This is a genomic window from Streptomyces sp. 3214.6, assembly GCF_900129855.1.
Classification (GTDB): Bacteria; Actinomycetota; Actinomycetes; order Streptomycetales; family Streptomycetaceae; genus Streptomyces; species Streptomyces soliscabiei.
This window is the reverse complement of sequence record NZ_LT670819.1, coordinates 6,181,488-6,205,879: the sequence shown is the minus strand read 5'-3', so window position 1 is coordinate 6,205,879 and position 24,392 is coordinate 6,181,488. Positions and strand designations below refer to the sequence as shown.

22 protein-coding genes and 1 tRNA gene are annotated in these 24,392 nt (G+C 69.6%); 19 read left to right on the top strand and 4 right to left on the bottom strand.

Translation table 11 applies throughout. The features are described 5' to 3' along the window. The first annotated feature begins 4 nt into the window (after positions 1–4). From B5557_RS28135 to B5557_RS28095, 9 genes are all read left to right on the top strand, one after another. Entirely contained in the window at positions 5–940 is a 936-nt protein-coding gene (locus tag B5557_RS28135) for a hydroxymethylglutaryl-CoA lyase (RefSeq protein WP_079662076.1), read from the top strand. A gap of 6 nt (positions 941–946) precedes the next feature. Then, positions 947–2,107 carry an acyl-CoA dehydrogenase family protein gene (locus tag B5557_RS28130; protein WP_079662075.1) on the top strand — a complete coding sequence of 387 codons (1,161 nt, stop codon included), beginning with the start codon at positions 947–949 and terminating at the stop codon, positions 2,105–2,107. A gap of 168 nt (positions 2,108–2,275) precedes the next feature. After that, positions 2,276–3,325 (top strand): ABC transporter substrate-binding protein, encoded by a 1,050-nt coding sequence (locus B5557_RS28125; protein ID WP_079662074.1) that lies wholly within the window; start codon positions 2,276–2,278, stop codon positions 3,323–3,325. A 148-nt stretch (positions 3,326–3,473) separates the two neighbouring features. Next, the gene (locus B5557_RS28120) at positions 3,474–4,283 is read left to right on the top strand and encodes a siderophore-interacting protein (protein ID WP_079662073.1); all 810 of its coding nucleotides are present in this window, start codon (positions 3,474–3,476) and stop codon (positions 4,281–4,283) included. A gap of 92 nt (positions 4,284–4,375) precedes the next feature. Continuing rightward, the gene (desA, locus tag B5557_RS28115) at positions 4,376–5,818 is read left to right on the top strand and encodes a lysine decarboxylase DesA (protein ID WP_079662072.1); all 1,443 of its coding nucleotides are present in this window, start codon (positions 4,376–4,378) and stop codon (positions 5,816–5,818) included. Further along, a complete protein-coding gene (locus tag B5557_RS28110; RefSeq protein WP_079662071.1) occupies positions 5,802–7,082 on the top strand; it encodes a lysine N(6)-hydroxylase/L-ornithine N(5)-oxygenase family protein in 1,281 nt (426 codons plus the stop codon). Before desA ends, B5557_RS28110 begins: the two co-directional genes overlap by 17 nt. Next, positions 7,079–7,636: a GNAT family N-acetyltransferase gene (locus tag B5557_RS28105; RefSeq protein WP_079662070.1), complete on the top strand. Its 558-nt coding sequence runs from the start codon at positions 7,079–7,081 to the stop codon at positions 7,634–7,636. The genes B5557_RS28110 and B5557_RS28105 overlap by 4 nt, the downstream gene beginning before the upstream one ends. After that, a complete protein-coding gene (locus B5557_RS28100) occupies positions 7,633–9,402 on the top strand; it encodes an IucA/IucC family protein (protein WP_079662069.1) in 1,770 nt (589 codons plus the stop codon). The genes B5557_RS28105 and B5557_RS28100 overlap by 4 nt, the downstream gene beginning before the upstream one ends. A 70-nt stretch (positions 9,403–9,472) precedes the next feature. Then, positions 9,473–10,345, top strand: coding sequence for a DUF4429 domain-containing protein (locus tag B5557_RS28095; protein ID WP_079662068.1), 873 nt, complete (start codon positions 9,473–9,475; stop codon positions 10,343–10,345). A 75-nt stretch (positions 10,346–10,420) separates the two neighbouring features. On the opposite strand, the gene B5557_RS28090 is transcribed toward B5557_RS28095, so the two are convergent. Continuing rightward, positions 10,421–11,983 carry a purple acid phosphatase family protein gene (locus B5557_RS28090; RefSeq protein ID WP_173877742.1) on the bottom strand — a complete coding sequence of 521 codons (1,563 nt, stop codon included), beginning with the start codon at positions 11,981–11,983 and terminating at the stop codon, positions 10,421–10,423. Between the two features lie 185 nt (positions 11,984–12,168). On the opposite strand from B5557_RS28090, the gene B5557_RS28085 reads away from it, so the two are divergent. Both B5557_RS28085 and glmS read left to right on the top strand, forming a co-directional pair. Then, positions 12,169–12,426, top strand: a complete 258-nt coding sequence (locus B5557_RS28085) for a hypothetical protein (protein ID WP_079662066.1) — start codon at positions 12,169–12,171, stop codon at positions 12,424–12,426. Between the two features lie 24 nt (positions 12,427–12,450). Further along, positions 12,451–14,268, top strand: a complete 1,818-nt coding sequence (glmS, locus tag B5557_RS28080) for a glutamine--fructose-6-phosphate transaminase (isomerizing) (RefSeq protein WP_079662065.1) — start codon at positions 12,451–12,453, stop codon at positions 14,266–14,268. Positions 14,269–14,445: 177 nt separating this feature from the next. On the opposite strand, the gene B5557_RS28075 is transcribed toward glmS, so the two are convergent. Both B5557_RS28075 and B5557_RS28070 read right to left on the bottom strand, forming a co-directional pair. Continuing rightward, positions 14,446–15,012 (bottom strand): GPR1/FUN34/YaaH family transporter, encoded by a 567-nt coding sequence (locus B5557_RS28075; protein ID WP_079662064.1) that lies wholly within the window; start codon positions 15,010–15,012, stop codon positions 14,446–14,448. Positions 15,013–15,130: 118 nt separating this feature from the next. Continuing rightward, positions 15,131–15,658: a universal stress protein gene (locus B5557_RS28070; protein WP_079662063.1), complete on the bottom strand. Its 528-nt coding sequence runs from the start codon at positions 15,656–15,658 to the stop codon at positions 15,131–15,133. Positions 15,659–16,122: 464 nt separating this feature from the next. On the opposite strand from B5557_RS28070, the gene B5557_RS28065 reads away from it, so the two are divergent. The 5 genes from B5557_RS28065 to B5557_RS28045 all read left to right on the top strand — a co-directional run bounded on the left by B5557_RS28065 (position 16,123) and on the right by B5557_RS28045 (position 19,531). Further along, complete coding sequence (locus tag B5557_RS28065) at positions 16,123–16,392, top strand: hypothetical protein (protein WP_079665041.1); 270 nt, start codon at positions 16,123–16,125, stop codon at positions 16,390–16,392. Between the two features lie 377 nt (positions 16,393–16,769). Further along, positions 16,770–18,005, top strand: a complete 1,236-nt coding sequence (locus B5557_RS28060) for a helix-turn-helix domain-containing protein (protein WP_079662062.1) — start codon at positions 16,770–16,772, stop codon at positions 18,003–18,005. Between the two features lie 153 nt (positions 18,006–18,158). After that, the gene (orn, locus tag B5557_RS28055; RefSeq protein WP_079662061.1) at positions 18,159–18,761 is read left to right on the top strand and encodes an oligoribonuclease; all 603 of its coding nucleotides are present in this window, start codon (positions 18,159–18,161) and stop codon (positions 18,759–18,761) included. A 106-nt stretch (positions 18,762–18,867) separates the two neighbouring features. Continuing rightward, positions 18,868–18,940 (top strand) — tRNA-His (locus B5557_RS28050). A gap of 75 nt (positions 18,941–19,015) precedes the next feature. Then, the gene (locus tag B5557_RS28045) at positions 19,016–19,531 is read left to right on the top strand and encodes a GNAT family N-acetyltransferase (protein WP_079662060.1); all 516 of its coding nucleotides are present in this window, start codon (positions 19,016–19,018) and stop codon (positions 19,529–19,531) included. Positions 19,532–19,591: 60 nt separating this feature from the next. Here the strand turns inward: B5557_RS28045 and B5557_RS28040 are convergent, their stop codons facing one another. Continuing rightward, positions 19,592–20,647, bottom strand: a complete 1,056-nt coding sequence (locus B5557_RS28040) for a LacI family DNA-binding transcriptional regulator (RefSeq protein WP_079662059.1) — start codon at positions 20,645–20,647, stop codon at positions 19,592–19,594. A gap of 404 nt (positions 20,648–21,051) precedes the next feature. Between B5557_RS28040 and B5557_RS28035 the strand changes: the two genes are divergently transcribed. From B5557_RS28035 to B5557_RS28025, 3 genes are read left to right on the top strand one after another with little or no spacing between them, the layout of a single operon-like run. Continuing rightward, complete coding sequence (locus B5557_RS28035) at positions 21,052–22,383, top strand: ABC transporter substrate-binding protein (protein WP_079662058.1); 1,332 nt, start codon at positions 21,052–21,054, stop codon at positions 22,381–22,383. A gap of 5 nt (positions 22,384–22,388) precedes the next feature. Then, positions 22,389–23,399, top strand: a complete 1,011-nt coding sequence (locus B5557_RS28030; protein ID WP_079662057.1) for a carbohydrate ABC transporter permease — start codon at positions 22,389–22,391, stop codon at positions 23,397–23,399. A gap of 11 nt (positions 23,400–23,410) precedes the next feature. Continuing rightward, complete coding sequence (locus B5557_RS28025; RefSeq protein ID WP_443031277.1) at positions 23,411–24,328, top strand: carbohydrate ABC transporter permease; 918 nt, start codon at positions 23,411–23,413, stop codon at positions 24,326–24,328. The last annotated feature ends 64 nt before the right edge of the window (positions 24,329–24,392 follow it).

Genomic DNA, 24,392 nt, shown 5'->3' with positions numbered 1-24,392 from the left:
CCCCATGGTCGTACCAGCCCCGGACCTGCCCGCGCGGATCAGGATCCACGAGGTCGGCGCGCGCGACGGGCTGCAGAACGAGAAGTCGACCGTGCCGACGGCAGTGAAGGCGGAGTTCGTGCGCCGGCTGGCCGACGCGGGCCTGACGACGATCGAGGCGACGAGCTTCGTCCACCCCAAGTGGGTGCCGCAGCTCGCCGACGCCGAGGAGCTGTTCCCGCTCGTCTCCGGCCTGCCGGTGGCACTGCCGGTCCTCGTGCCGAACGCACGCGGGCTGGACCGGGCGCTGGCGCTGGGCGCGCGGCGCGTCGCCGTGTTCGCCAGTGCCACGGAGTCCTTCGCGAAGGCCAACCTCAACCGCACGGTGGACGAGTCGCTCGCCGTGTTCGAGCCGGTGGTGCGGCGGGCGAAGGACGAGGGCGCGCACGTCCGCGGCTATGTGTCGATGTGCTTCGGCGACCCCTGGGAGGGATCGGTCCCGCTGCACCAGGTCGTGCGGGTCTGCACGGCGCTGCGGGACATGGGCTGCGACGAGCTGAGCCTGGGCGACACGATCGGCGTCGCCACCCCGGGCCATGTCCTGGAGCTGCTGTCGTCGCTCAACGAGCAGCGCGTGCCGACGAACGTGATCGGTGTGCACTTCCATGACACCTACGGCCAGGCGCTCGCCAACACCCTTGCCGCGCTCCAGCACGGCGTCACCGTCGTCGACGCCTCGGCGGGCGGTCTCGGCGGCTGCCCGTTCGCCAAGTCCGCCACCGGCAACCTCGCCACCGAAGACCTCGTGTGGATGCTTCAGGGCCTCGGTATCGACACCGGGGTCGACCTCGGCCGTCTCGTCGCCACCAGCGAGTGGATGGCCGACCAACTGGGCCGACCCAGCCCGTCCCGCACCGTCCGCGCCCTCGGCAGGACACCACAGCCCCACAAGGAGCAGTGACCCGACATGGACCACCGTCTCTCCCCCGAGCTGGAAGAACTCCGGCGCACCGTCGAGGAGTTCGCGCACGACGTCGTCGCGCCCAAGATCGGCGACTTCTACGAGCGGCATGAGTTCCCGTACGAGATCGTCCGCGAGATGGGCCGCATGGGCCTGTTCGGGCTGCCGTTCCCGGAGGAGTACGGCGGCATGGGCGGCGACTATCTCGCCCTCGGCATCGCGCTGGAGGAGTTGGCGCGCGTCGACTCGTCCGTGGCGATCACCCTGGAGGCGGGCGTCTCGCTGGGCGCGATGCCGATCCATCTGTTCGGCACCGAGGAGCAGAAGCGTCAGTGGCTGCCGCGGTTGTGCTCCGGCGAGATCCTGGGCGCCTTCGGGCTGACGGAGCCGGACGGCGGCTCAGACGCGGGCGCGACCCGGACGACCGCGCGGATCGACCCGGAGACCGACGAGTGGGTGATCAACGGCACCAAGTGCTTCATCACCAACTCGGGCACGGACATCACGGGGTTGGTCACGGTCACGGCCGTGACGGGCCGCAAGCCGGACGGCAGGCCGCTGATCTCGGCGATCATCGTGCCGTCCGGCACTCCGGGGTTCACGGTCGCCGCGCCCTACTCGAAGGTCGGCTGGAACGCCTCGGACACCCGTGAGCTGTCCTTCTCCGACGTGCGGGTCCCGGCGGCGAACCTGCTGGGCGAAGAGGGCCGCGGGTACGCGCAGTTCCTGCGGATCCTCGACGAGGGCCGGATCGCCATCGCGGCCCTCGCCACCGGGCTCGCGCAGGGCTGTGTGGACGAGTCGGTGAAGTACGCGAAGGAACGGCACGCGTTCGGCCGGCCGATCGGCGCCAACCAGGCCATCCAGTTCAAGATCGCCGACATGGAGATGAAGGCCCACACCGCCCGCCTCTCCTGGCGCGACGCGGCCTCCCGTCTGGTGTCCGGCGAGCCCTTCAAGAAGGAGGCGGCGCTCGCCAAGCTCTACTCCTCGACGATCGCCGTCGACAACGCCCGCGACGCCACGCAGGTCCACGGCGGGTACGGCTTCATGAACGAGTACCCGGTGGCCCGGATGTGGCGCGACTCCAAGATCCTGGAGATCGGGGAGGGCACGAGCGAGGTGCAACGGATGCTGATCGCGAGGGAGTTGGGCCTGGCGGGCTGATCGGTCCGACTGGGCGGACTCAGGGCGGTCTCAGGGCGGCAAAACGGCTCCCCCTGAGGCCGCCCTTTTGCTGCCCTCTTGACGCCTCCTGGACAGAAACTGAGGTTAGGCTAACCTACATTCGAACCGTCCTCGGGTGATCCGCCCCGTTCGAAAGTAGCCAGAGCCATGCCCAACACCAGTGCCGCTCGTCCCACCCGCCGTGGCATCCTCGCCGCCGGCGGCGCCCTCGGGCTCGGCGCCGTCCTCGCCGCCTGCGGGGACGACGACGCGAGCAGCAGCGGCTCCCGGTCGTCGGCGAGCACGTCGGGCAAGTCCGGCCCCTGGACGTTCAAGGACGACCGCGGCACCACGGTGAAGCTCGACAAGTCCCCCGCGAACATCGTCGCGTTCACCGGTGTCGGCGCCGCCCTCCACGACTACGGCATCCAGGTCAAGGGCGTGTTCGGCCCGACCAGGACGACCACCGGCAAGGCCGACGTCCAGGCCGGCGACATGGACATCACCAAGGTCGAGATCCTCGGCAACGTCTGGGACGAGTTCAACGTCGAGAAGTACGCGGCCCTCGCGCCCGACGTCCTCATCTCCACGATGTTCGACGACGTCGGCACCCTCTGGTACGTCCCCGAGGCCTCCAAGGACAAGATCGCGAAGCTCGCCCCGAGCGTCGGCATCTCCGTCTACGACCGTCAGTTGACCGCCCCGCTGCAGCGCATGTGGGAGCTGGCCGAGTCCCTCGGCGCCGACATGACGGCGGCCGCCGTCACCGCCGCGAAGAAGAGGTTCGAGGACGCGGCCGCCCGGCTGCGCGCCGCCGCGAAGGCCAAGCCCGACATCAAGGTGATGGCCGGTTCCGCGAGCGCCGAGCTGTTCTACGTCTCCGGCACCAACCTCTCCATCGACCTGGAGTACTTCAAGGCGCTCGGCGTGAACTTCGTCGAGCCGCCGGAGAGCGCGAAGAAGCAGGGGGGCGGCTGGTACGAGTCGCTGAGCTGGGAGAACGTCGACAAGTACCCGGCGGACATCATCATGATGGACGACCGGTCCACGACGATTCAGCCTTCGGCGATCACGGAGGCCACGTGGAAGAAGCTGCCCGCGGTGAAGGCGGGGCAGGTCATCGCCCGGTCGCCGGAACCGATCCTTTCGTACGACAAGTGTGTGCCGCTTCTGGAGAACCTCGCCGAGGCTCTCGAGAAGGCGAAGAAGGTCGCCTGATCAGGGCGGCTTGAGGTCGTGGGTGAGCTGCGGGCCGGTTGTGGCCGGTCGGGCCCACGCGGCGGAGCCGCATATCGACACAGCCCCGCGCCCCTGAGTTAGCCGCCCCACCCCCACTTACAACCTGACGAAGTCTCAGGAGTCCCCCATGACCACCGCCGTCGCCGCCCCATTCCGGTTCTTCTCCCTTCACGTCGTGCGAACCCGGCAGATCTCGTCCTCTCTCGTCCGGGTCAGCTTCGCCGGCGAAGACCTTGAGCACTTCTTCTCCGACGGGCGTGATCAGTCGCTCTCCCTCTTCCTGCCGCAGCCGGGGCAGTCGGAGCCCGCCGTTCCCTTCGAGCTCGGGGACGGCTGGTGGCAGGGGTGGCGCGAGCTGCCGGACGACGTACGGGCGGTGATGCGGTCGTACACGCTCCGGGCTCTGCGGCGCGAACCCGACGAGATCGACATCGACTTCGTGCTGCACACACCGGCCGGCCCCGCCTGCGCGTGGGCCGCCCGGGCCGCCGCCGGGGACCGGGTGGTCCTGCTGGGCCCCGCGATCACCGACAACCGGGCGATCCGGTTCCGGCCGCCGCAGGACACCGATCTGGTCGTGCTGTGGGGCGACGAGAGCGCGCTGCCGGCGATCGCCTCGATCCTGGAGTCGCTGTCGGCCGGGCAGCGGGCGCGGGTCTGGCTGCAGGTGCATGACGCCGGTGACGTACAGGAGTTGGCGACCGCGGCGGACGCCGAGATCACCTGGACGGTCGGGGAGAGTTCCATCGACGCCCTCCGGGGAGCACAGCTCCCGCCCGCCGCGCACCCGTACGTCTGGATCGCGGGCGAGTCGGGGTCGGTGAAGGCGCTGCGCCGGCACTTCGTGCGGGAGCGCGGGGTCGACCGGCGGCGGGTCACCTTCGTCGGGTACTGGCGCCAGGGCCTGACGGAGGAACAGCTCCGCGAGAGCGAGTGAGCGACGTGATCACGGTCACCACAGGGACAGAGCTTCCCCGATGTTAGTTAGGTTAGGCTTACCTAAGTTTAGCGACCCTCGGAGGGCCCCTCATGCGCTCGCACCTGCTCAATGACACGACCGCGGAGCAGTACCGCCGCTCCGTGACCGAAGGAGTCGAGCGGGTGGCCGCCAAACTCGCCGCCACCGACCGTCCGTTCACCGGCGTCACGGTCGACGCCCTCGCGCCCCGCATCGACGGGATCGACCTGGACCGGCCGCTGCACGACACCGCGGCCGTCCTGGACGAGCTGGAGGAGGTCTACCTCCGCGACGCGATCTACTTCCACCACCCCCGCTACCTCGCCCACCTCAACTGCCCGGTCGTCATCCCCGCCGTGCTGGGCGAGGCGGTCCTGTCCGCCGTCAACTCCTCCCTCGACACCTGGGACCAGTCGGCCGGCGGCACCCTCATCGAGCGGAAACTGATCGACTGGACGACCGCGCGCATCGGCCTCGGCCCGGCCGCCGACGGGGTGTTCACCTCCGGCGGCACGCAGTCCAACCTCCAGGCCCTGCTGCTCGCGCGGGAGGAGGCCAAGACCGACTCCCCCGCCAAACTGCGCATCTTCGCCTCCGAGGTCAGCCACTTCAGCGTGAAGAAGTCCGCGAAACTCCTCGGACTGAGCCAGGACTCGGTGGTCTCCATCCCCGTCGACCACGACAAGCGCATGCAGACCGTCGCGCTCGCCCACGAGCTGGAGCGCTGCAAGAAGGCCGGCCTCGTCCCCATGGCCGTCGTCGCCACCGCCGGCACCACCGACTTCGGGTCCATCGACCCGCTGCCCGAGATCGCCGAACTGTGCACCCAGTACGGCACCTGGATGCACGTCGACGCCGCCTACGGCTGCGGGCTGCTCGCCTCCCTCAGGTACCGGGACCGCATCGACGGCATCGAGCGCGCCGACTCCGTCACCGTCGACTACCACAAGTCCTTCTTCCAGCCGGTGAGTTCGTCCGCCGTCCTGGTGCGCGACGCGTCGACCCTGCGGCACGCGACCTACCACGCGGAGTACCTCAACCCGCGCCGCATGGTGCAGGAACGCATCCCCAACCAGGTCGACAAGTCCCTGCAGACGACCCGCCGTTTTGACGCGCTCAAGCTGTGGATGACGCTGCGCACGATGGGCGCCGACGGCATCGGGCAGCTCTTCGACGAGGTCTGCGACCTGGCCGTCGAGGGCTGGAAACTGCTGGCCGCCGACCCCCGCTTCGACGTCGTCGTGCAGCCCTCGCTCTCCACCCTGGTCTTCCGCCACATCCCGGCCGCCGTCACCGACCCGTCCGAGATCGACCGCGCCAACCTCTACGCGCGCAAGGCCCTGTTCGCCTCCGGCGACGCGGTGGTCGCGGGCACCAAGGTCGGCGCCCGCCACTACCTGAAGTTCACCCTGCTCAACCCCGAGACGACGACCGACGACATCGCCGCCGTCCTCGACCTGATCGCCGGCCACGCCGAGCAGTACCTGGGAGAGTCCCTTGACTGCGCTTCCTAAAGCCAGCCGCGTCCATGACTTCGTGGGGATCGGGCTCGGCCCCTTCAACCTCGGCCTCGCCTGTCTCACCGAGCCCATCGACGAACTCGACGGCATCTTCCTGGAGTCCAAGCCGGACTTCGAGTGGCACGCCGGCATGTTCCTCGACGGCGCCCACCTCCAGACGCCGTTCATGTCGGACCTGGTCACCCTCGCCGACCCGACCTCGCCGTACTCCTTCCTCAACTACCTGAAGGAGAAAGGGCGGCTGTACTCGTTCTACATCCGCGAGAACTTCTACCCGCTGCGCGTCGAGTACGACGACTACTGCCGCTGGGCGGCCGGCAAGCTCAGCAGCGTGCGCTTCTCGACGACGGTCGCGGAGGTGACGTACGACGAGAGCGACGCGCTGTACGCCGTACGGACCACGGCCGGCGACGTATACCGCGCCCGTCACCTGGTCCTCGGCACCGGCACCTCCCCTTACGTCCCGCCGGCCTGCGCCGGCCTGGGCGGCGACTTCATCCACAACTCCCGCTATGTGCGGCACCGGGCGGAGCTGCAGAAGAAGGAGTCGATCACGCTGGTGGGCTCCGGCCAGTCCGCCGCCGAGATCTACCGCGACCTGCTCGGCGAGATCGACGTCCACGGCTACCGGCTGAACTGGGTCACCCGCTCCCCGCGCTTCTTCCCGCTGGAGTACACCAAGCTCACGCTGGAGATGACGTCCCCGGAGTACATCGACTACTTCCGCGCCCTGCCGGAGCGCACCCGCTACCGCCTCACGGCCGAGCAGAAGGGCCTGTTCAAGGGCATCGACGGCGACCTCGTCAACGAGATCTTCGACCTGCTCTACCAGAAGAACCTCGGCGGTCCCGTCCCCACCCGGCTGCTCACCAACTCCGCGCTCACCAACGCCACTTACGCCGACGGGTCGTACACCCTGTCCTTCCGTCAGGAGGAGCAGGAGAAGGACTTCGAGATCGAGTCCCAGGGCCTGGTCCTGGCCACCGGCTACCGGTACGCCGAGCCGGAGTTCCTGGCGCCGGTCAAGGACAGACTGCGCTACGACTCCCGGGGCAACTTCGACGTCGCCCGCAACTACGCCATCGACACCACGGGCCGGGGCGTGTTCCTGCAGAACGCGGGCGTCCACACGCACAGCATCACCTCGCCCGACCTCGGCATGGGCGCCTACCGCAACAGCTGCATCATCCAAGAGCTGCTCGGCGGCGAGTACTACCCGGTCGAGAAGACCATCGCGTTCCAGGAGTTCGCCGTATGAGCCCTACGACCTTCACCTTCCGCCCGCTCGACCCCCTGAAGGACGCCGAGCTGCTGCACACCTGGGTCACCCACCCCAAGGCCGCCTTCTGGATGATGCAGGACGCGACGCTGGTGGACGTCGAGCGCGCCTACATGGACATCGCGGCCGACGAGCACCACCACGCGCTGCTGGGCCTCGACGAGGACGGCGTCCCGGCCTTCCTGATGGAGATGTACGACCCCGCCCACCGCGAGCTGGTCGGCCTCTACGAGCCGCGGCCGGGCGACGTCGGCATGCACTTCCTCACCCCGCCGACCGACACGCCCGTGCACGGCTTCACCCGGGCCGTCATCACCGCCGTCATGGCCCACCTCTTCGAGGACCCGGCGGTGCGGCGCGTCGTCGTCGAGCCGGACGTGTCCAACAAGGCCGTGCACGCCCTGAACGAGGCCGTCGGATTCGTGCCCGAGCGGGAGATCCGGAAGCCGGAGAAGAAGGCCCTGCTGAGTTTCTGCACCCGGGAGCGCTTCGTCGACAGGCACCGCGCCGCCGCGCAGGGGGCGAACATATGAGCCTCGCCGACGCCGTCGCCCACCTCTCCCCCGAACGCTGGGAGAAGGCCAACCGTCTCCTCGTCCGCAAGGCCCTCGCGGAGTTCGCGCACGAGCGGCTCATCACTCCCGAGGAGAAGGGCGGCCGGTACGTCGTCCGCAGCGACGACGGGCTGACGTACTACCGCTTCACCGCCGTCCGCCGCGCCCTCGACCACTGGCAGGTGGACGCCGACTCGATCACCCGCACCCGCGACGGCGCCGAACTCCCCGTCGCCGCACTGGACTTCCTCGTCGAGCTGAAGAGGACGCTGGGCCTGAGCGACGAGATCCTGCCGGTCTACCTGGAGGAGATCTCCTCCACCCTCTCCGGCACCTGCTACAAGCTCACCAAGCCCCAGGTGACCTCCGCCGAGCTGGTGCGCGGCGGCTTCCAGGCCATCGAGACCGGCATGACCGAGGGCCACCCCTGCTTCGTCGCCAACAACGGGCGGCTCGGCTTCGGCATCCACGAGTACCTGTCGTACGCCCCGGAGACGGCGAGCCCCGTCCGGCTGGTGTGGCTGGCCGCGCACCGCTCACGGGCCGCGTTCACGGCCGGCGTCGGGATCGACTACGAGTCGTTCCTACGGGAGGAGCTGGGCGAGGCGACCGTCGAACGGTTCGACGGCCGGCTGCGCGAGCGGGGGCTGGACCCCGCCGACTACCTCCTCATCCCCGTCCACCCCTGGCAGTGGTGGAACAAGCTCACCGTCACCTTCGCCGCCGAGATCGCCCGCCAGAACCTGGTGTGCCTGGGCGAGGGCGACGACGAATACCTGGCCCAGCAGTCCATCCGGACGTTCTTCAACTCCTCGCACCCCGAGAAGCACTACGTGAAGACGGCGCTGTCCGTCCTCAACATGGGCTTCATGCGCGGGCTGTCGGCCGCCTACATGGAGGCGACCCCGGCCATCAACGACTGGCTCGCGCAGCTCATCGACAACGACCCGGTGCTGAAGTCGACCGGTCTGTCGATCATCCGGGAGCGGGCGGCCGTCGGCTACCGGCACCTGGAGTACGAGGCGGCGACGGACCGCTACTCGCCGTACCGCAAGATGCTGGCCGCGCTGTGGCGGGAGAGCCCGGTGCCGACGCTCCAGGACGGCGAGTCGCTCGCCACGATGGCCTCACTGGTGCACGTCGACCACGAGGGACGGTCGGTGGCCGGCGCGCTCATCGAGCGGTCCGGCCTGGCGCCGGCGCAGTGGCTGCGCCACTACCTCCAGGCCTACTACACCCCGCTGCTGCACAGCTTCTACGCCTACGACCTGGCCTTCATGCCGCACGGCGAGAACACGATCCTGGTGCTGAAGGCCGGGGTCGTGCAGCGGGCGGTCTACAAGGACATCGCCGAGGAGATCGCCGTCATGGACCCGGACGCGGTGCTGCCGCCGGAGGTGCGGCGGATCCGCGTCGACGTGCCCGAGGACACGAAGCTGCTGTCGATCTTCACGGACGTCTTCGACTGCTTCTTCCGCTTCCTCGCGGCCGGCCTCGCCACCGAGGGCATCCTGGAGGAGGACGACTTCTGGCGCACGGTCGCCGAGGTCACCCGCGCATACCAGGACGCCAACCCCGAACTGGCCGACAGGTTCCGCCAGTACGACCTGTTCGCGCCGGAGTTCGCCCTGTCCTGCCTCAACCGGCTCCAGCTGCGCGACAACCGGCAGATGGTGGACCTCGCCGACCCGTCGGGCGCCCTCCAGCTGATCGGCACCCTGAAGAATCCCGTCTCAGGGTTCTGATCACGACAGGCGGGCGCCCCCGAGTACGGTCCTCGGGGGCGTCCGCCCTGTTCTTTGGGACAATCGCCGCATGGCGGAAATCATCCAGAAGGACGGCACCTGGGTCTTCGACGGCGACGCCCTGCGGCTGACCCCGGGGCGGGACAAGAACGTCGGTCTGCTCCGCCGTGAACTGGGTGAATTCGTCGTCCCGCTGGGCGCGTTGGCGGGGATCTCGTTCGAGCAGGGCAAGAAGACCGGGCGGCTGAGGCTGCGGCTGCGCGACGGCGCGGACCCGCTGCTGCACGCGACCGGCGGACGGCTGACCGAGCCGCACGACCCCTACCAGCTCACCGTCGAATCCGACCGGTACGGCGTCGCCGAGTACATCGTGGACGAGGTGCGCAGCGCGCTGCTCCTGGACCGGGTCCCGGCCGGGCCGGTGGACCGGTATCTGCTGCCGGGGCCGGCCGTGCCCCTGTCGGCCTCCGCCGGGGACGGCACGGCGAGCTTCGACGGCGAGCAGGTGCGCCTGGAGTGGAACTGGAAGACGGAGGAGGCCAAGTCCTCGGCGGGCACCCGCACCCTCGCCGTCGAGGACATCGTGGGCGTCGAGTGGCATCCCGCGGGCGGTCTGGACAGCGGCTTCCTGCGGTTCCGGGTGCGCGGTGCGGTCACGACGACACCGCCGCAGTACGACCCCAACGCGGTGCAGTTGTGGGGCTTCAAGAAGGACCCGCTGATGGCGCTGGTCGCGGCCGCGGTGCAGGCCCGGCTGCCGCACCCGGCCGCCGCCCCCGAGGACGCCGTACCGGCGCAGCGGCCAGAGCCGGACCCGCTGCCGGGCAGCGACCACGACGCGCTGCTGCGCCGGCTGCGCGAGCTCGGCGAACTGCACCGCGACGGCGTCCTGACGGACGAGGAGTTCACGATGGCCAAACAGGCGGTCCTCAAGCGCATGTAGCGCGAGCGAGGACCGCCTGCCGGCGTGGGGTGTGCGCCCCGCCTTCCGGACGCACTCATACGGTTACTCGGCCGGTTACTTGGCCTTGCGGGCCACCGTGAAGTGGTCGATCCGGTCGCCCGTCTCGGCTATGCCCTGGACCTTCAGCGTCGTGTAGTGGCCCTTCGGCGCGGGGGTGACGTCCACGCGCAGGAACGAGTAGTTCAGGTAGCGGACGCGCGACCAGGTGACGGTCTCGTTCTGCTTGCCGTCCTTGAGGTTGACGAAGGAGGCCACGGAGTCGACCTCGTGCTCGTGGCCCTCGTAGGAGTCCGGGGCGGTGAAGGCGTACAGGCTGCGGCCCGCCGCGCCCGCCGTGACGTAGACGACACCCTCGGTCTCGGAGTAGGCCGTGCCGCCGATCGGCAGCTTCTTGGTGACCGTGTTGCCCTTGATGACGTCGGTGCGCTCGTACTGGTGGTTGTGGCCGTTGATGACCAGGTCCACCTGGTACTTGTCGAACAGCGGCACCCACTCCTGGCGCACGCCCCCCTCCGAGGCGTGCGCGGTGGAGGTGCAGTACGCGCAGTGGTGGAAGAACACGACGATGAAGTCGATGTCCTTGGCGGCGCGGAACTTCTTCAGCTGCGCCTCGAACCACTTGGTCTGGGTGCCGCCGGAGATGCCGAGGTTGGCCGGGATCTCGAAGGAGACGTCGTTGGGGTCCAGCGAGATGATCGCCGTGTTGCCGTAGACGAAGGAGTAGACGCCCGGGAGGTTCTTCGCGTCCGGGCCGTTGTCGGGCAGGCTCCAGCGGGCTTCCTCGCCGCCGTAGCCGTTGGGCGAGTACCAGGCCTCCATGTCGTGGTTGCCGTACGACACCATCCACGGCACGGACTTGGCGACGGACTCGGTCTGGGCGAGGAACTGGTCCCAGGTGCGCGAGTCGAACACCGTGTCGGAGGTCTTGCCCTGGCCGGCCGGGTCGCCGTAGGCGATGTCGCCGGCGTGCAGGTGGAAGGACGGGTTCTGGCCGAGGATCAGGCTGTCGTTGGCCAGCGCGTGGTAGCTGACACCCTGGTCGCCGAAGGCGGTGAACGTGAACGGCGCCTTGTGGGCGGGGGCGGTGGTGAAGGTGCCCAGGGTGCCCAGCAGGTGCGGCGCGGCCGGGTCGAAGCCGGCGTGGCCGACACCGTAGTAGTAGGTCTTGCCGGGCTTGAGGCAGGTGAGCTTGGCGTGCACGTAGTACTGGGTGTGGTTGCCGCTCGCGCCGACGCCCGCCGGGGTGAACAGGGTGCGCACCTCGGCCTCGATCTTGCGGGAGAGGTCCCAGGGGTGGGCGCCGATGCGGATGAAGGGCTTCTTCACCGCGACCGGGACCTGCCACGAGACGGTGATCTCGGTGCGCGGGTCGTTGCCGTAGGCGAGGTGGCGGCCGAAGGGCGCGACGAGGGCCCCGTCGACGGACTCGGTGTGCGTGAGGGGCTGCGTGGGAACAGCGGCCTGGGCCGTGGCGCCGGTCACGAACGCGCCACCGGTGACGGCGCCGAGCGTGACGGCGCCGCCTCTGATCATCGTGCGCCGGGAGAACTTGGCGCGCAGGTACTCGTGCTGCTCGGCCATGCTCATACGGTCGGCGAGCTGCTCGGGTACGCCCATGCGAGGAGTGTCCATGACGTCTGAAACTCGTGGCCTCGAGCGACGGGCCGCAAGACGCCAAATGGACGGATCGCGAACAGGGGCTCATAACACATTCAACGTTCCCCCAAGTCTCCCTATCAGGGGTCTGCCCGAAATCGGGCACGTTTCTTGCGAAACCGGCTCGCGTCCCTCAGGATCTACGGGTGCACGACGAACTTGTTGATCACCTGACGCGTTCCACGCCCCTCCAGCGGGGCGAGGCACTGCGGGTGATCCAGGACGTGCTCGCCTACTTCGACGAGTCGACCGAGAACTACGTCCGTCGCCGCCACCGCGAGCTCCAGGCCCAGGGCCTGGTGAACACGGAGATCTTCGAACGGATCGAGGCGGACCTGAAATACCGTGCGGTGGCCCCGCCCGAGCTCACGCTCAGGCAACTGCGGCGCATCGTCTACGGCTGAACCGAAGCTTGGGGATACCTGTATATGTGCGGAATCGTCGGATACATCGGGAAGCGTGACGTCGCTCCCCTGCTCCTGGAGGGCCTGCAGCGCCTGGAGTACCGCGGGTACGACTCCGCGGGCATAGTCGTCACCGCCCCGAAGACGGCCGGCCTGAAGATGGTCAAGGCCAAGGGCCGGGTCCGTGACCTGGAGGCCAAGGTCCCGGCGCGCTTCAAGGGCACCACCGGCATCGCCCACACCCGCTGGGCCACCCACGGCGCCCCCTCCGACGTGAACGCCCACCCGCACATGTCGGCCGACCTCAAGGTCGCCGTCGTCCACAACGGCATCATCGACAACGCCTCCGACCTGCGCAAGAAGCTCGAGGCCGACGGCGTCGAGTTCCTCTCCGAGACGGACACCGAGGTCCTCGTCCACCTCATCGCCCGCGCCCAGGCCGACAAGCTCGAGGACAAGGTCCGCGAGGCGCTGCGCATCGTCGAGGGCACCTACGGCATCGCCGTCATGCACGCCGACTTCAACGACCGCATCGTCGTCGCCCGCAACGGCTCGCCGGTCGTCCTCGGCATCGGCGAGAAGGAGATGTTCGTCGCCTCGGACATCGCCGCGCTGGTGGCCCACACCCGCCAGATAGTCACGCTCGACGACGGCGAGATGGCCACCCTCAAGGCCGACGACTTCCGCACCTACACCACGGAGGGCACCCGCACCACCGCGGAGCCCACCACCGTCGAGTGGGAGGCCGCCTCCTACGACATGGGCGGCCACGACACCTACATGCACAAGGAGATCCACGAGCAGGCCGACGCCGTGGACCGCGTGCTGCGCGGCCGCATCGACGACCGCTTCTCCACCGTGCACCTCGGCGGCCTCAACCTGGACGCCCGCGAGGCGCGCCAGATCCGCCGCGTGAAGATCCTCGGCTGCGGCACCTCGTACCACGCGGGCATGATCGGCGCCCAGATGATCGAGGAGCTGGCCCGCATCCCCGCGGACGCCGAGCCCGCCTCCGAGTTCCGCTACCGCAACGCGGTCGTCGACCCCGACACCCTGTACATCGCCGTCTCCCAGTCCGGTGAGACCTACGACGTGCTGGCGGCCGTCCAGGAGCTCAAGCGCAAGGGCGCCCGGGTGCTGGGCGTCGTCAACGTCGTCGGCTCGGCGATCGCCCGCGAGGCCGACGGCGGCGTCTACGTGCACGCCGGCCCCGAGGTCTGCGTCGTGTCCACCAAGTGCTTCACCAACACCACGGTGGCCTTCGCGCTGCTCGCCCTGCACCTCGGCCGCACCCGCGACCTCTCCGTGCGCGACGGCAAGCGCATCATCGAGGGACTGCGCAAGCTGCCCGGCCAGATCGCCGAGATCCTCTCCCACGAGGAGGAGATCAAGAAGCTGGCCGAGGAGTTCGCCGAGGCCCGCTCGATGCTCTTCATCGGCCGCGTCCGGGGCTACCCCGTCGCCCGTGAGGCCTCCCTGAAGCTGAAGGAGGTCTCGTACATCCACGCCGAGGCCTACCCGGCCTCCGAGCTCAAGCACGGCCCGCTGGCCCTCATCGAGCCCGCCCTGCCGACCGTCGCGATCGTCCCGAACGACGACCTGCTGGAGAAGAACCGCGCGGCCCTGGAGGAGATCAAGGCCCGCAGCGGCAGGATCCTCGCCGTGGCCCACGAGTGCCAGGAGAAGGCCGACCAGACGATCGTCGTCCCGAAGAACGAGGACGAACTCGACCCGATCCTCATGGGCATCCCCCTCCAACTCCTCGCCTACTACACGGCCAAGGCCCTCGGCAGGGACATCGACAAGCCCCGCAACCTCGCCAAGTCGGTAACGGTCGAGTAGAAGGCTTTTAGGGGCGCGGGGCTGTATCAATGTGCGGCTCCGCCGCGTGGGCGCGAGAACCCCCACGCGCCCACGGAGGCGAGACGAACGGAACGGACCCCCACGTGACGCCACCAGTCACGGGGGGTCCGCTCTCGTTCGCCGGGGAAGCCCAACTCCCCGGCGCGCGGCTGCCATTCAGCCCGTGGCCGTCACCCCGGGGCGGGCAGCCCGTCGCGAAACCGCCGTAGGCCAGTGCGCCAGCGCCGCCGTCGCCGCGTACCAGGCGACCGCCCCCGCCGCGACGGCGAACCAGCCGCCGACCTTGCCGAGGGAGGAACTGTCGGCGAACCGGGCGACGGCGAGCAGGACGAGCCCGACGAGGAACAACCCGTAGGTTCCCTGGGTCAGTTGGTCGCCGCCCGCGACGGTCAGGGAGAGCGCCACGAGGGCGAACAGGACCAGGAAGAGCCCTGCGGCGTTGTCGGAGACCTGGGTCCCGGCGGACATCGCCCAGGTGAACCAGAAGGCGCCGAGGACGGTGTAGGCGGTTCCGGTGGCCGTGTCGCGGTCCCGGAGGGCGAACAGGCCGGCGACGAACAGCGCGACGCCGCCGACGTAGTGGGCGATGGTTACGGCGTCCGCAGCCGTCACGCCGTCGATGAGGTCGGTGCACCCGAGGCCGAAGGCCAACAGGGTGACGCCGAGGGCCAGTCGGCCGGCGATGGTGGTGATGCTGCTTCCCGCAGAGACGTCGTTGTCCACGGCAAGCTCCCTTCACGCTTCATGCTTCACGCATGTGCAGGTGTGTGAGCGATATATACCCTTCACAAGGGCACAAACACCTCTACGCATCGGTAGCATTACGCTGCGCACAAGCGCGTCAGGGAATGACGATGACGGGCCGCTTCGCCCGCTTGGCGAGCCGCCCCGCGACGGAGCCGAAGATGCGCCCGACGATGCCGTGGGTCGAGCCGACGACGATCGCGTCGGCCTCGTACTCCCGCCCCACCTCTTCGAGTTCGTGGCAGATGTCGCCGCCGCGCTCGACCAGGATCCAGGGCACCTCGGCGAGGTAGTCCGCGCACGCGAGCTCCAGACCGAGCACCTCGGTGCGGTGGTCCGGCACGTCGACGAAGACGGGCGGCTCGCAGCCGGCCCACACCGTGGTGGGCAGCCGGTTGGCGACATGGACGATGATCAGGCCCGAGCCGGAGCGGTGGGCCATGCCGATGGCGTACGCCAGCGCGCGCTCACTGGACGTGGAGCCGTCGAAGCCGACGACCACACCGTGCTTGAAAGCGGGATCGCAGGTGTGGCGTGCGTCTTCCGCCGCCAGGGGCTCGGCCGCCGTAGGGTCGGCGACGGGCCGCTTGCGGTCCGCGGGTTCGAAGAATTCGTGACCGGCCATGGCTGTCTCGGCGTATCGATCCTTATACGGGTGGGACGGCGGTGAGCGGCGGAGCTGTCCGGGAATTGTCTTCCCAACCCCATACCCCCAAGGGTACGGCGGCACTCATCCTGGGCCCAGATCCCGCACGCCCCCGGCGGGGGTTCCAGGGAGCATGCACGAGCGGACGCCCGTAACGCAATGGTTGCTGCCCCGTACAGGCGGTTTGCACAGGATTCATTTACGCGGAACCGACCCTCGACAGTGACCGACCGCCGGAACGGGCGTTGAACCCCTTGCACCGCCACCCCCCGCACCGCCACCCCCCACACCGCCAGCCCCCGCACCGCCCCGCCGCACGCCGCCCGCACACCGTCACCCGCGCACCGCCCGCCGTACCGTCGCCCCAGGAAGGAGCCCGCCCCGTGCCCACGTCCCCCGCCGCCCGCGACACCGCCCCCCGCGACGACCGGACGACCGATCTGATGCGCTGGGCGGCCTTCAGCTGTGTCCTGGTCCCGGTGGTCCTCCTCTGGTACGGCACCTCGCTGGCCGGCGCCGCCGGCACGGCCCTCGGCCTCGCCGCCGTCACGGCGGTCTGCCGGGTGCTGCTGCGCCGGTCCGAGCGGTGCGCGGCCCGCTTGCTCGACGACGAGCGCGCGCCGCAGGCGCACCACCGGGGGCGCCATCAGCGCACCGGAACAGGGTCACATCGTGGCGGTCGTCACTCCGGGGGAAACTCACCGGTCGGTTGACCGGTTTTCGCGCACGAACCCGCTTCTTTTCAGCCAACTTCCCGACCCTGTGCATTCCTTGCCGTAACCACCCCCCACCCCCCGTTCCACCTGCACGGAAAGGGCCTCCGGGGCCCTGCGCACCCTACGTGGATTGGCCACCGCACCGAGGCGCACTTCCCTGCACGGCCCACTAGTGCAACGCTTCGTGATCGAATGCTTCACGCCAAGTTGCCATGTCGACAATCTGCCGGGTGGTGAACTGGCCACGCCGGCATCATGCGACACAGTAGATTCGATCTTGACTGTCTACGGCGGGGGACTCGTGCAGGACCGAGGGGAAACGTGCAGGAGCGACACAACCGAGGAGCCGCGACCACCGAGGGGGGCTTAGCAGGATGAGCCACGACTCCACTGCCGCGCCGGAAGCCGCGGCCCGGAAACTGTCCGGGCGACGCCGCAAGGAGATCGTCGCGGTGCTGCTGTTCAGCGGCGGCCCCATCTTCGAGAGTTCCATTCCGTTGTCGGTGTTCGGGATTGACCGCCAGGACGCCGGCGTGCCGCGCTACCGCTTGTTGGTGTGCGGCGGCGAAGAAGGCCCGCTGCGGACCACAGGGGGCCTGGAACTCACCGCGCCACACGGCCTGGAGGCGATCTCACGGGCGGGCACGGTCGTCGTGCCGGCCTGGCGTTCGATCACCTCGCCGCCGCCGGAGGAGGCGCTCGACGCGCTGCGCCGGGCGCACGAAGAGGGCGCCCGCATCGTGGGCCTGTGCACCGGCGCGTTCGTGCTGGCCGCCGCAGGCCTGCTCGACGGCCGCCCGGCGACGACCCACTGGATGTACGCACCGACGCTGGCCAAGCGCTACCCGTCGGTGCACGTCGATCCACGAGAACTCTTCGTGGACGACGGCGACGTCCTGACGTCGGCGGGCACCGCGGCCGGAATCGATCTCTGTCTGCACATCGTGCGGACGGATCACGGCAACGAGGCGGCGGGCGCGCTCGCCCGGCGTCTCGTCGTCCCACCGCGACGGTCCGGCGGCCAGGAGCGCTATCTCGACCGGTCTTTACCGGAGGAGATCGGCGCCGACCCGCTCGCCGAGGTCGTCGCCTGGGCACTGGAACACCTCCACGAGCAGTTCGACGTGGAGACGCTGGCGGCACGCGCCTATATGAGCCGCCGCACCTTCGACCGCCGCTTCCGGTCGCTGACCGGAAGTGCGCCACTGCAGTGGCTGATCACCCAGCGGGTGCTGCAGGCGCAGCGTCTGCTGGAGACGTCGGACTACTCGGTGGACGAGGTCGCGGGCCGCTGCGGCTTCCGCTCGCCGGTGGCCCTGCGCGGCCACTTCCGGCGCCAGCTGGGTTCGTCCCCGGCGGCGTACCGGGCGGCGTACCGGGCGCGCAGGCCGCAGGGCGAACGCACGGCGGACAGCGAGCCGTCGTCACCACCGCCACCGCCGCCGTCGCTGCACCCGGAGGGGCCGGGGCCGGTCCCACCGCAGATCCGGCGCACGGCGACCGCGGCGGCCGGCGCGGTGGGCTCGTCGTCGTCCCTGCCGTCCGAGCACGCCCGCGAGGCGTACGCGACGTCGCGGGCGAGTCTGCCGGGGCAGCGCAGCGGTAGCTGAGTGCCTCGTGACGCCGGACGGGTGGACCGACTCGACCCGTCCGGCGTTCGACGCGGCCCTCGCGGACGTGCCCTCTCGCAGCGTGCACTCCTGGACAAGGCCCACACAAACGCGGGGCGTCCCAAAAGGCGACGTCAGCTTTAGGGTGGTCGCATGAACGATCGCATGGTGTGGATCGACTGCGAGATGACCGGCCTCTCGCTGTCGGACGATGCTCTCATCGAGGTTGCCGCCCTCGTCACCGACTCCGAGCTGAACATCCTCGGCGACGGTGTGGACATCGTCATCCGCCCGCCGGCCAAGGCACTGGAGACGATGCCGGAGGTGGTGCGTGAGATGCACACCTCGTCGGGGCTGCTCGACGAGCTGGCCGGCGGGACGACACTCGCGGAGGCCGAGGCGCAGGTGCTGGCGTATGTGCGCAAGCACGTGAAGGAGCCCGGCAAGGCGCCCCTGTGCGGCAACTCCGTCGGCACCGACCGCGGTTTCCTGGCGCGGGACATGGCGACCCTGGAGAACTACCTCCACTACCGCATCGTGGACGTCTCCTCCATCAAGGAGCTCGCCCGGCGCTGGTACCCGCGGGCGTACTTCAACAGCCCGGAGAAGAACGGCAACCACCGCGCGCTCGCCGACATCCGCGAGTCCATCGCGGAACTGCGTTATTACCGCGAGGCCGTCTTCGTACCGCAGCCCGGCCCGGACTCCGAGACGGCCAAGGCCATCGCCGCGAAGCACGTCCTGCCCGCCGAGTAGGGGGCCGCGGGAGGCGCCCGGAAAAGCCGTGCGCGAGCACCCCTTCGGACCCTGTACACTTTTTCTCGGCCGGTAGGGAGACCACAAAGTCCAACTGCCGGGCGTGGTGGGTGTAGCTCAGCTGGTAGAGCACCTGGTTGTGGTCCAGGATGCCGCGGGTTCGAGTCCCGTCACTCACCCTGAGTCATCAGCCGGTGACTTCCCGTAAGGGAGGTCACCGGCTGATGTGTTTCCGAGAACGGGAGCGTTCGTTCATGGGGCCGGCAGTCCACGCCGAACCGATCGGCACCGCCCGCCTCGATCTCCTCCCCCTGCGGGTGGACCACGCGGCGGAGATGGCGACCGTCCTGGCCGATCCCGCCCTGCACACCTTCATCGGCGGCGCCCCCAGCACCCCCGAAGCCCTGCACACCCGCTACGGACGTCTTGTCGCCGGCTCCCCCGACCCGGCCGTCTCCTGGTGCAACTGGGTCCTGCGCCTGCGCGACGCCGACCGCCTGACCGGCACCGTCCAGGCGACGGTCACAGACCGGGGCCGCACCGCCGAGATCGCCTGGGTCACCGGCGTCCCCTGGCAGGGCCGCGGCCTCGCCTCGGAGGCGGCGCGAGGGCTCGTGCGGTGGCTGCGCGAGCAGGGCGTGCACACGGTCATCGCCCACATCCACCCGGACCACCACGCCTCGGCCGCCGTCGCCGCCGCGGCGGGACTGTCCCCGACGGGCGAGGAACACGACGGCGAGATCCGGTGGCGGTCGCGTTTGCGGCAGTGACCCACACCGCCCGGCGCCGGAGTCCCCGAAAGCCCCGGCGACGCTCCCGCCCGGACTGCCTCAGGACGAGGCCCGCCCCACCAACTCCGTGGCCAGCACCACCTGTCGGCGTTCCAGACCCCGGGACACCGCCGGGCGGCGGTCCGCGATCTCGGTCAGCAGCAGGTCCAGCATTCTGCGGCCCATCTCCTCGATGGGCTGGCGGACGCTGGTCAGCGGCGGGTCCATGTGGCGGGCGATGGCCGAGTCGTCGTAGCCGACCATGGCGACGTCCTCCGGGATGCGCACGCCCGCCTCGCGCAGGGCCTGGCGGGCGCCGGCCGCCATGACGTCGGAGCCGGCGAAGACCGCGTCGGGGGCGGGGGTGCGGGCGAGGAGTTCACGCATCGCGCGGTGGCCGCCCTCCTCGGTGAAGTCACCCGGAGCGATAAGACCCTCGTCCACCTCGTACCCCGCGTCGCGCAGGGCGTCGCGGTAGCCGTCGACGCGCCGCTGGGCGCCGTAGACGTCGAGGCGGCCGGTGATGTGGGCGATACGGGTGCGGCCGCGGGACAGCAGGTGCTCGACCGCCGAGCGGCCGCCGCCGTAGTTGTCGGAGTCCACCGAGGGGAGCGTCTCCCCGGCCGAGCGCGGGCCGCTGATCACCGCCGGGATCTCCAGCTGGGCGAGCAGATCGGGCAGGGGGTCGTCGGCGTGGACCGAGACCAGCAGGACGCCGTCCACCCGGTGCGCCGCCAGATACTGGGCCAGCCGGCGGCGTTCGCGGTCGCTGCCCGCGAAGATCAGCAGCAGCTGCATCTCGGTCTCCGAGAGCTCCGCGCCGACACCGCGCAGCATGTCCGAGAAGTACGGTTCCGCGAAGAAACGGGTCTCCGGTTCGGGGACCACCAACGCGATCGCGTCCGTGCGGTTGGCGGCGAGGGCGCGGGCCGCGGTGTTCGGGACATAGCCGAGCTCGGCGACCGCCGCCTCCACCGCCGCGCGGGTCGCGTCGCTGACCCGGGGCGAGCCGTTGATCACCCGGGAGACCGTGCCGCGGCCGACGCCGGCGCGTGCGGCCACCTCTTCGAGGGTCGGCCGGCCACCGCTCCGCCCCCGCGTTCCGTGGCTTGCCATGGGCTCCGCCTTCCCGCCGTTGTTCGCGCTGGCCTGGAATCTAACAGTCCTGTCCGATCCGGCCCGGTCGGGCCGCCGTCGCCGGGCGGCGCGCGCCCCGGAACCACCGCGCGAGCCGTCGGCGCCCCGCGCGCGCCGGGCCCAACTCGGCCCCCCTGGCGGGAAAGCGCTGTCCCGGCGAGTTAGCTAACGGGCCGATAACTGAACGCATCTCTCCGGGTCCCCGCCCTTGACACCCCCGCCCGAACCGACGACTCTTCAACACATCACTTGTGGGAGCGCTCCCACGGTACCTGACACATACACATCCCGCACGTTCCCCGCCCGAGCCGCAGCGAGTAACTAACGGGCCCAACAATGCAGTTGGCCGGGGGGTCGGCACGTCAGGGCAACAGGAGGACGCAATGCGAGCACGTACCCGAACCGCCCGCCGGGCGGTAGTCCTCGCGACCGTCGCGACACTGGGCGCCGGTCTGCTGGCCGGCTGTGCCGACGACAGCGGCGACGACAACGCCTCGGACGGCGCGTCGTCGGGCGGCGGCAAGGGCAAGACCACGATCACGCTGGGCCTCTTCGGCACCTTCGGCTACAAGGAAGCCGGACTCTACGCCGAGTACGAGAAGCTCAACCCGAACATCAAGATCGCCGAGAACGTCGTCGAGCGGAACGAGAACTACTACCCCGCGCTCGTCAACCACCTGACCACCAACAGCGGCCTGATGGACGTCCAGGCCATCGAAGTGGCCAACATCGCCGAGGTCGTCGCGACCCAGGCGGGCAAGTTCCAGGACATGTCCAAGGTCTCGGGGGTGAGCAAGAGCAACTGGCTGGGATGGAAGTGGGCACAGGCCACGGCCAAGGACAACAAGACGATCGGCCTCGGCACCGACGTCGGTCCGATGGCCCTGTGCTACCGCACGGACCTCTTCAAGCAGGCCGGTCTGCCCACCGACCCCAAGGCGGTCGGCGCACTGTGGGCGGGTGACTGGAACAAGTTCATCTCGGTCGGCGAGCAGTACAAGAAGAACGCGCCCTCGGGCACGTACTTCATGGACTCCCCCGGCGGGCTGCTCAACGCGGTCCTCAGCAGTGAGAAGGAGAAGTTCTACGACTCCTCCGGCGAGATCATCTACAAGTCGAACCCCGCCATCAAAGCCGGCTTCAACCTGACCGCCAAGGCCGCCGAGGCGGGCCTGGTCCAGCCCCAGACGCAGTTCCAGCAGACCTGGGACACGACGATCGCCAACAGCAAGTTCGCCACCATCGCCTGCCCGCCGTGGATGCTCGGCACGATCAAGGGCAAGTCGAAGCCCGAGTCGTCCGGCAAGTGGGCCGTCGCGGTGGCGCCGAAGTCCGGCAACTGGGGCGGCGCCTTCCTGGGCGTGCCCTCCAGCGGCAAGCACGTGAAGGAGGCCGAGAAGCTGGCCGCCTGGCTGACCGCGCCCGAGCAGCAGGCGAAGCTGTTCAAGGTGCAGGGCAACTTCCCGAGCGCGCCGAGCACGTACACGATGCCCGAAGTCACCGGCGCGAAGAACCAGATGACCGGTGAGCAGAACATCGGCACGATCTTCGCCGAGGCCGCCAAGGCCGCCCCGGTCCAGGTGATCGGCCCGAAGGACCAGATCATCATGCAGGGTCTGAGCGACAACGGCGTCATCCTGGTGACGAAGGGCAAGTCGGCGGCGGACGCCTGGGACGCGGCGACCAAGACCATCGACAACAACCTGGACAAGTGACCCGTATGGCCACCCGCCACGACACCGCCGCGCCCCCCGTGAAGGAGGGGGGCGCGGCCCCGGGCCGCCCGCCCGCCGTCTCACCGCAGGCGGAGGAACGGCGCCGGGCCCGGCTGTCCCGCCGCTGGCAGCGGGACATCCGCTGGAGCCCGTACGCGTTCGTCTCGCCGTTCTTCCTGCTCTTCCTCGCGTTCGGCCTGTTTCCGCTGCTCTACACCGGCTGGGCCTCGCTGCACCAGGTGGAGCTGACCGCGCCCACCGACATGACGTGGGTGGGGATGCGCAACTACACGCGCATCTTCGACGACGACTTCTTCTGGAACGCGGCGAAGAACACCCTGACGATCGGGATCATCTCCACCGTTCCGCAGCTGCTGATGGCCATGGGCCTGGCCCACATCCTCAACTACAAGCTGCGGGCCTCGACCTTCTACCGGGTCGCGATGCTCGCGCCGTACGCGACGTCGATCGCGGCCGCCTCGCTCGTCTTCGTGCTGCTCTTCGGGCGCGACTACGGCATGATCAACTGGGCGCTGCACTTCGTCGGGATCGACGCGATCGACTGGCAGAACGACAAGTGGCCGTCGCAGATCGCGGTGTCGTCGATCGTCATCTGGCGGTGGACGGGCTACAACGCGCTGATCTATCTGGCCGCGATGCAGGCGATCCCGCAGGACCTCTATGAGTCGGCGGCGCTGGACGGCGCGAGCCGCTGGAGGCAGTTCCTGCACGTCACGCTGCCGTCGCTGCGGCCGACGATCCTGTTCACGGTCGTCGTGTCGACGATCGGGGCCTCTCAGGTCTTCGGCGAGCCGCTGCTGTTCGACGCCAACAAGGGCGCGTCGGGCGGCGCGGAGCACCAGTTCCAGACGCTGGGCCTGTACCTGTACGAGCAGGGCTGGGTGAACCAGCACCTGGGCCGGGCCTCGGCGATCGCCTGGACGATGTTCCTCATCCTGATCGTGGTCGGCATCGTCAACTACGTCATCTCGCGCCGGCTGCGCGCCAGTAGTTAGGAGTACCGGCCGTGACGACGACGACAACGACCGCGAAGACCGTGGAACCCGAGGACGCCGGGCCGGCGGCCCGCAAGGTGCACCGGCCGAAGTCCGCGCGGGCGGGCGGGCAGATGCACGGCGGCCCGATCGCGTACGCGATCCTGATCCTGTTCACCATCGGCTCGCTGTTCCCCCTGGTGTGGACGGCGATCGCCGCCTCCCGGGACAACAACCGGCTGGCGCAGAACCCGCCACCGTTCGTGTTCGGCTCCAACCTCTTCCACAACCTGGACGTGGCCTGGAACGACGCGAACCTGGGCAAGGCGTTCGTCAACACGACGATCGTGGCGGGCACGTCGGCGGCGACGATCGTCTTCCTGTCGACGATCGCCGGGTTCGCCTTCGCCAAGCTGCGGTTCCGGGGCCGGGGCGCGCTGATGCTGATCGTGATCGGCACGATGATGGTGCCGCCGCAGCTGAGCGTGATCCCGCTGTACATGATGGTCGCCAAGCTGGAGTGGACGGATCAGCTGCAGGCGGTGATCCTGCCGTCGCTGGTGAGCGCGTTCGGGGTGTTCTTCATGCGGCAGTACCTCATCCAGGCGCTGCCCGACGAGATCATCGAGGCGGCCCGGGTGGACGGCGCGAGCAGCTGGCGTGTGGTGTGGCACGTGGTGTTCCCCGCGGCACGCCCCGCGATGGCGGTGCTCGGCATGCTGATGTTCGTCCAGACCTGGAACGACTTCCTGTGGCCGTTCCTGGTGCTGAGCCAGACCGGCAACCCGACCGTGCAGGTCGCGGTCGCGGGCCTGGGCCGTGGCTACACACCGGACCAGTCCCTGATCATGGCGGGCGCGCTGCTGGGCACGCTGCCGCTGCTGCTGGTCTTCGCGATCTTCGGCAAGCAGATCGTGGGCGGCATCATGCAGGGCGCGGTGAAGGGGTGACGACGCCCGCCCCGCCGTACGACGCCCCCCGCCCGTGACTTCCCCGGGGGCCGGGTCACCGCCG

What these genes read in the sequence shown, in the direction of transcription:
- B5557_RS28065 (WP_079665041.1), top strand. Translation starts at nt 16,123, where the DNA reads ATGCGCTGGGCGGCCTTCAGCTGTGTCCTGGTCCCGGTGGTCCTCCTC.
- B5557_RS28090 (WP_173877742.1), bottom strand. Translation starts at nt 11,983, where the DNA reads ATGGGCGTACCCGAGCAGCTCGCCGACCGTATGAGCATGGCCGAGCAG.
- B5557_RS28135 (WP_079662076.1), top strand. Translation starts at nt 5, where the DNA reads ATGGTCGTACCAGCCCCGGACCTGCCCGCGCGGATCAGGATCCACGAG.
- B5557_RS28030 (WP_079662057.1), top strand. Translation starts at nt 22,389, where the DNA reads ATGGCCACCCGCCACGACACCGCCGCGCCCCCCGTGAAGGAGGGGGGC.
- B5557_RS28095 (WP_079662068.1), top strand. Translation starts at nt 9,473, where the DNA reads ATGGCGGAAATCATCCAGAAGGACGGCACCTGGGTCTTCGACGGCGAC.
- B5557_RS28120 (WP_079662073.1), top strand. Translation starts at nt 3,474, where the DNA reads ATGACCACCGCCGTCGCCGCCCCATTCCGGTTCTTCTCCCTTCACGTC.
- desA (WP_079662072.1), top strand. Translation starts at nt 4,376, where the DNA reads ATGCGCTCGCACCTGCTCAATGACACGACCGCGGAGCAGTACCGCCGC.
- B5557_RS28105 (WP_079662070.1), top strand. Translation starts at nt 7,079, where the DNA reads ATGAGCCCTACGACCTTCACCTTCCGCCCGCTCGACCCCCTGAAGGAC.
- B5557_RS28040 (WP_079662059.1), bottom strand. Translation starts at nt 20,647, where the DNA reads ATGGCAAGCCACGGAACGCGGGGGCGGAGCGGTGGCCGGCCGACCCTC.
- B5557_RS28125 (WP_079662074.1), top strand. Translation starts at nt 2,276, where the DNA reads ATGCCCAACACCAGTGCCGCTCGTCCCACCCGCCGTGGCATCCTCGCC.
- glmS (WP_079662065.1), top strand. Translation starts at nt 12,451, where the DNA reads ATGTGCGGAATCGTCGGATACATCGGGAAGCGTGACGTCGCTCCCCTG.
- orn (WP_079662061.1), top strand. Translation starts at nt 18,159, where the DNA reads ATGAACGATCGCATGGTGTGGATCGACTGCGAGATGACCGGCCTCTCG.
- B5557_RS28100 (WP_079662069.1), top strand. Translation starts at nt 7,633, where the DNA reads ATGAGCCTCGCCGACGCCGTCGCCCACCTCTCCCCCGAACGCTGGGAG.
- B5557_RS28045 (WP_079662060.1), top strand. Translation starts at nt 19,016, where the DNA reads ATGGGGCCGGCAGTCCACGCCGAACCGATCGGCACCGCCCGCCTCGAT.
- B5557_RS28035 (WP_079662058.1), top strand. Translation starts at nt 21,052, where the DNA reads ATGCGAGCACGTACCCGAACCGCCCGCCGGGCGGTAGTCCTCGCGACC.
- B5557_RS28060 (WP_079662062.1), top strand. Translation starts at nt 16,770, where the DNA reads ATGAGCCACGACTCCACTGCCGCGCCGGAAGCCGCGGCCCGGAAACTG.
- B5557_RS28130 (WP_079662075.1), top strand. Translation starts at nt 947, where the DNA reads ATGGACCACCGTCTCTCCCCCGAGCTGGAAGAACTCCGGCGCACCGTC.
- B5557_RS28070 (WP_079662063.1), bottom strand. Translation starts at nt 15,658, where the DNA reads ATGGCCGGTCACGAATTCTTCGAACCCGCGGACCGCAAGCGGCCCGTC.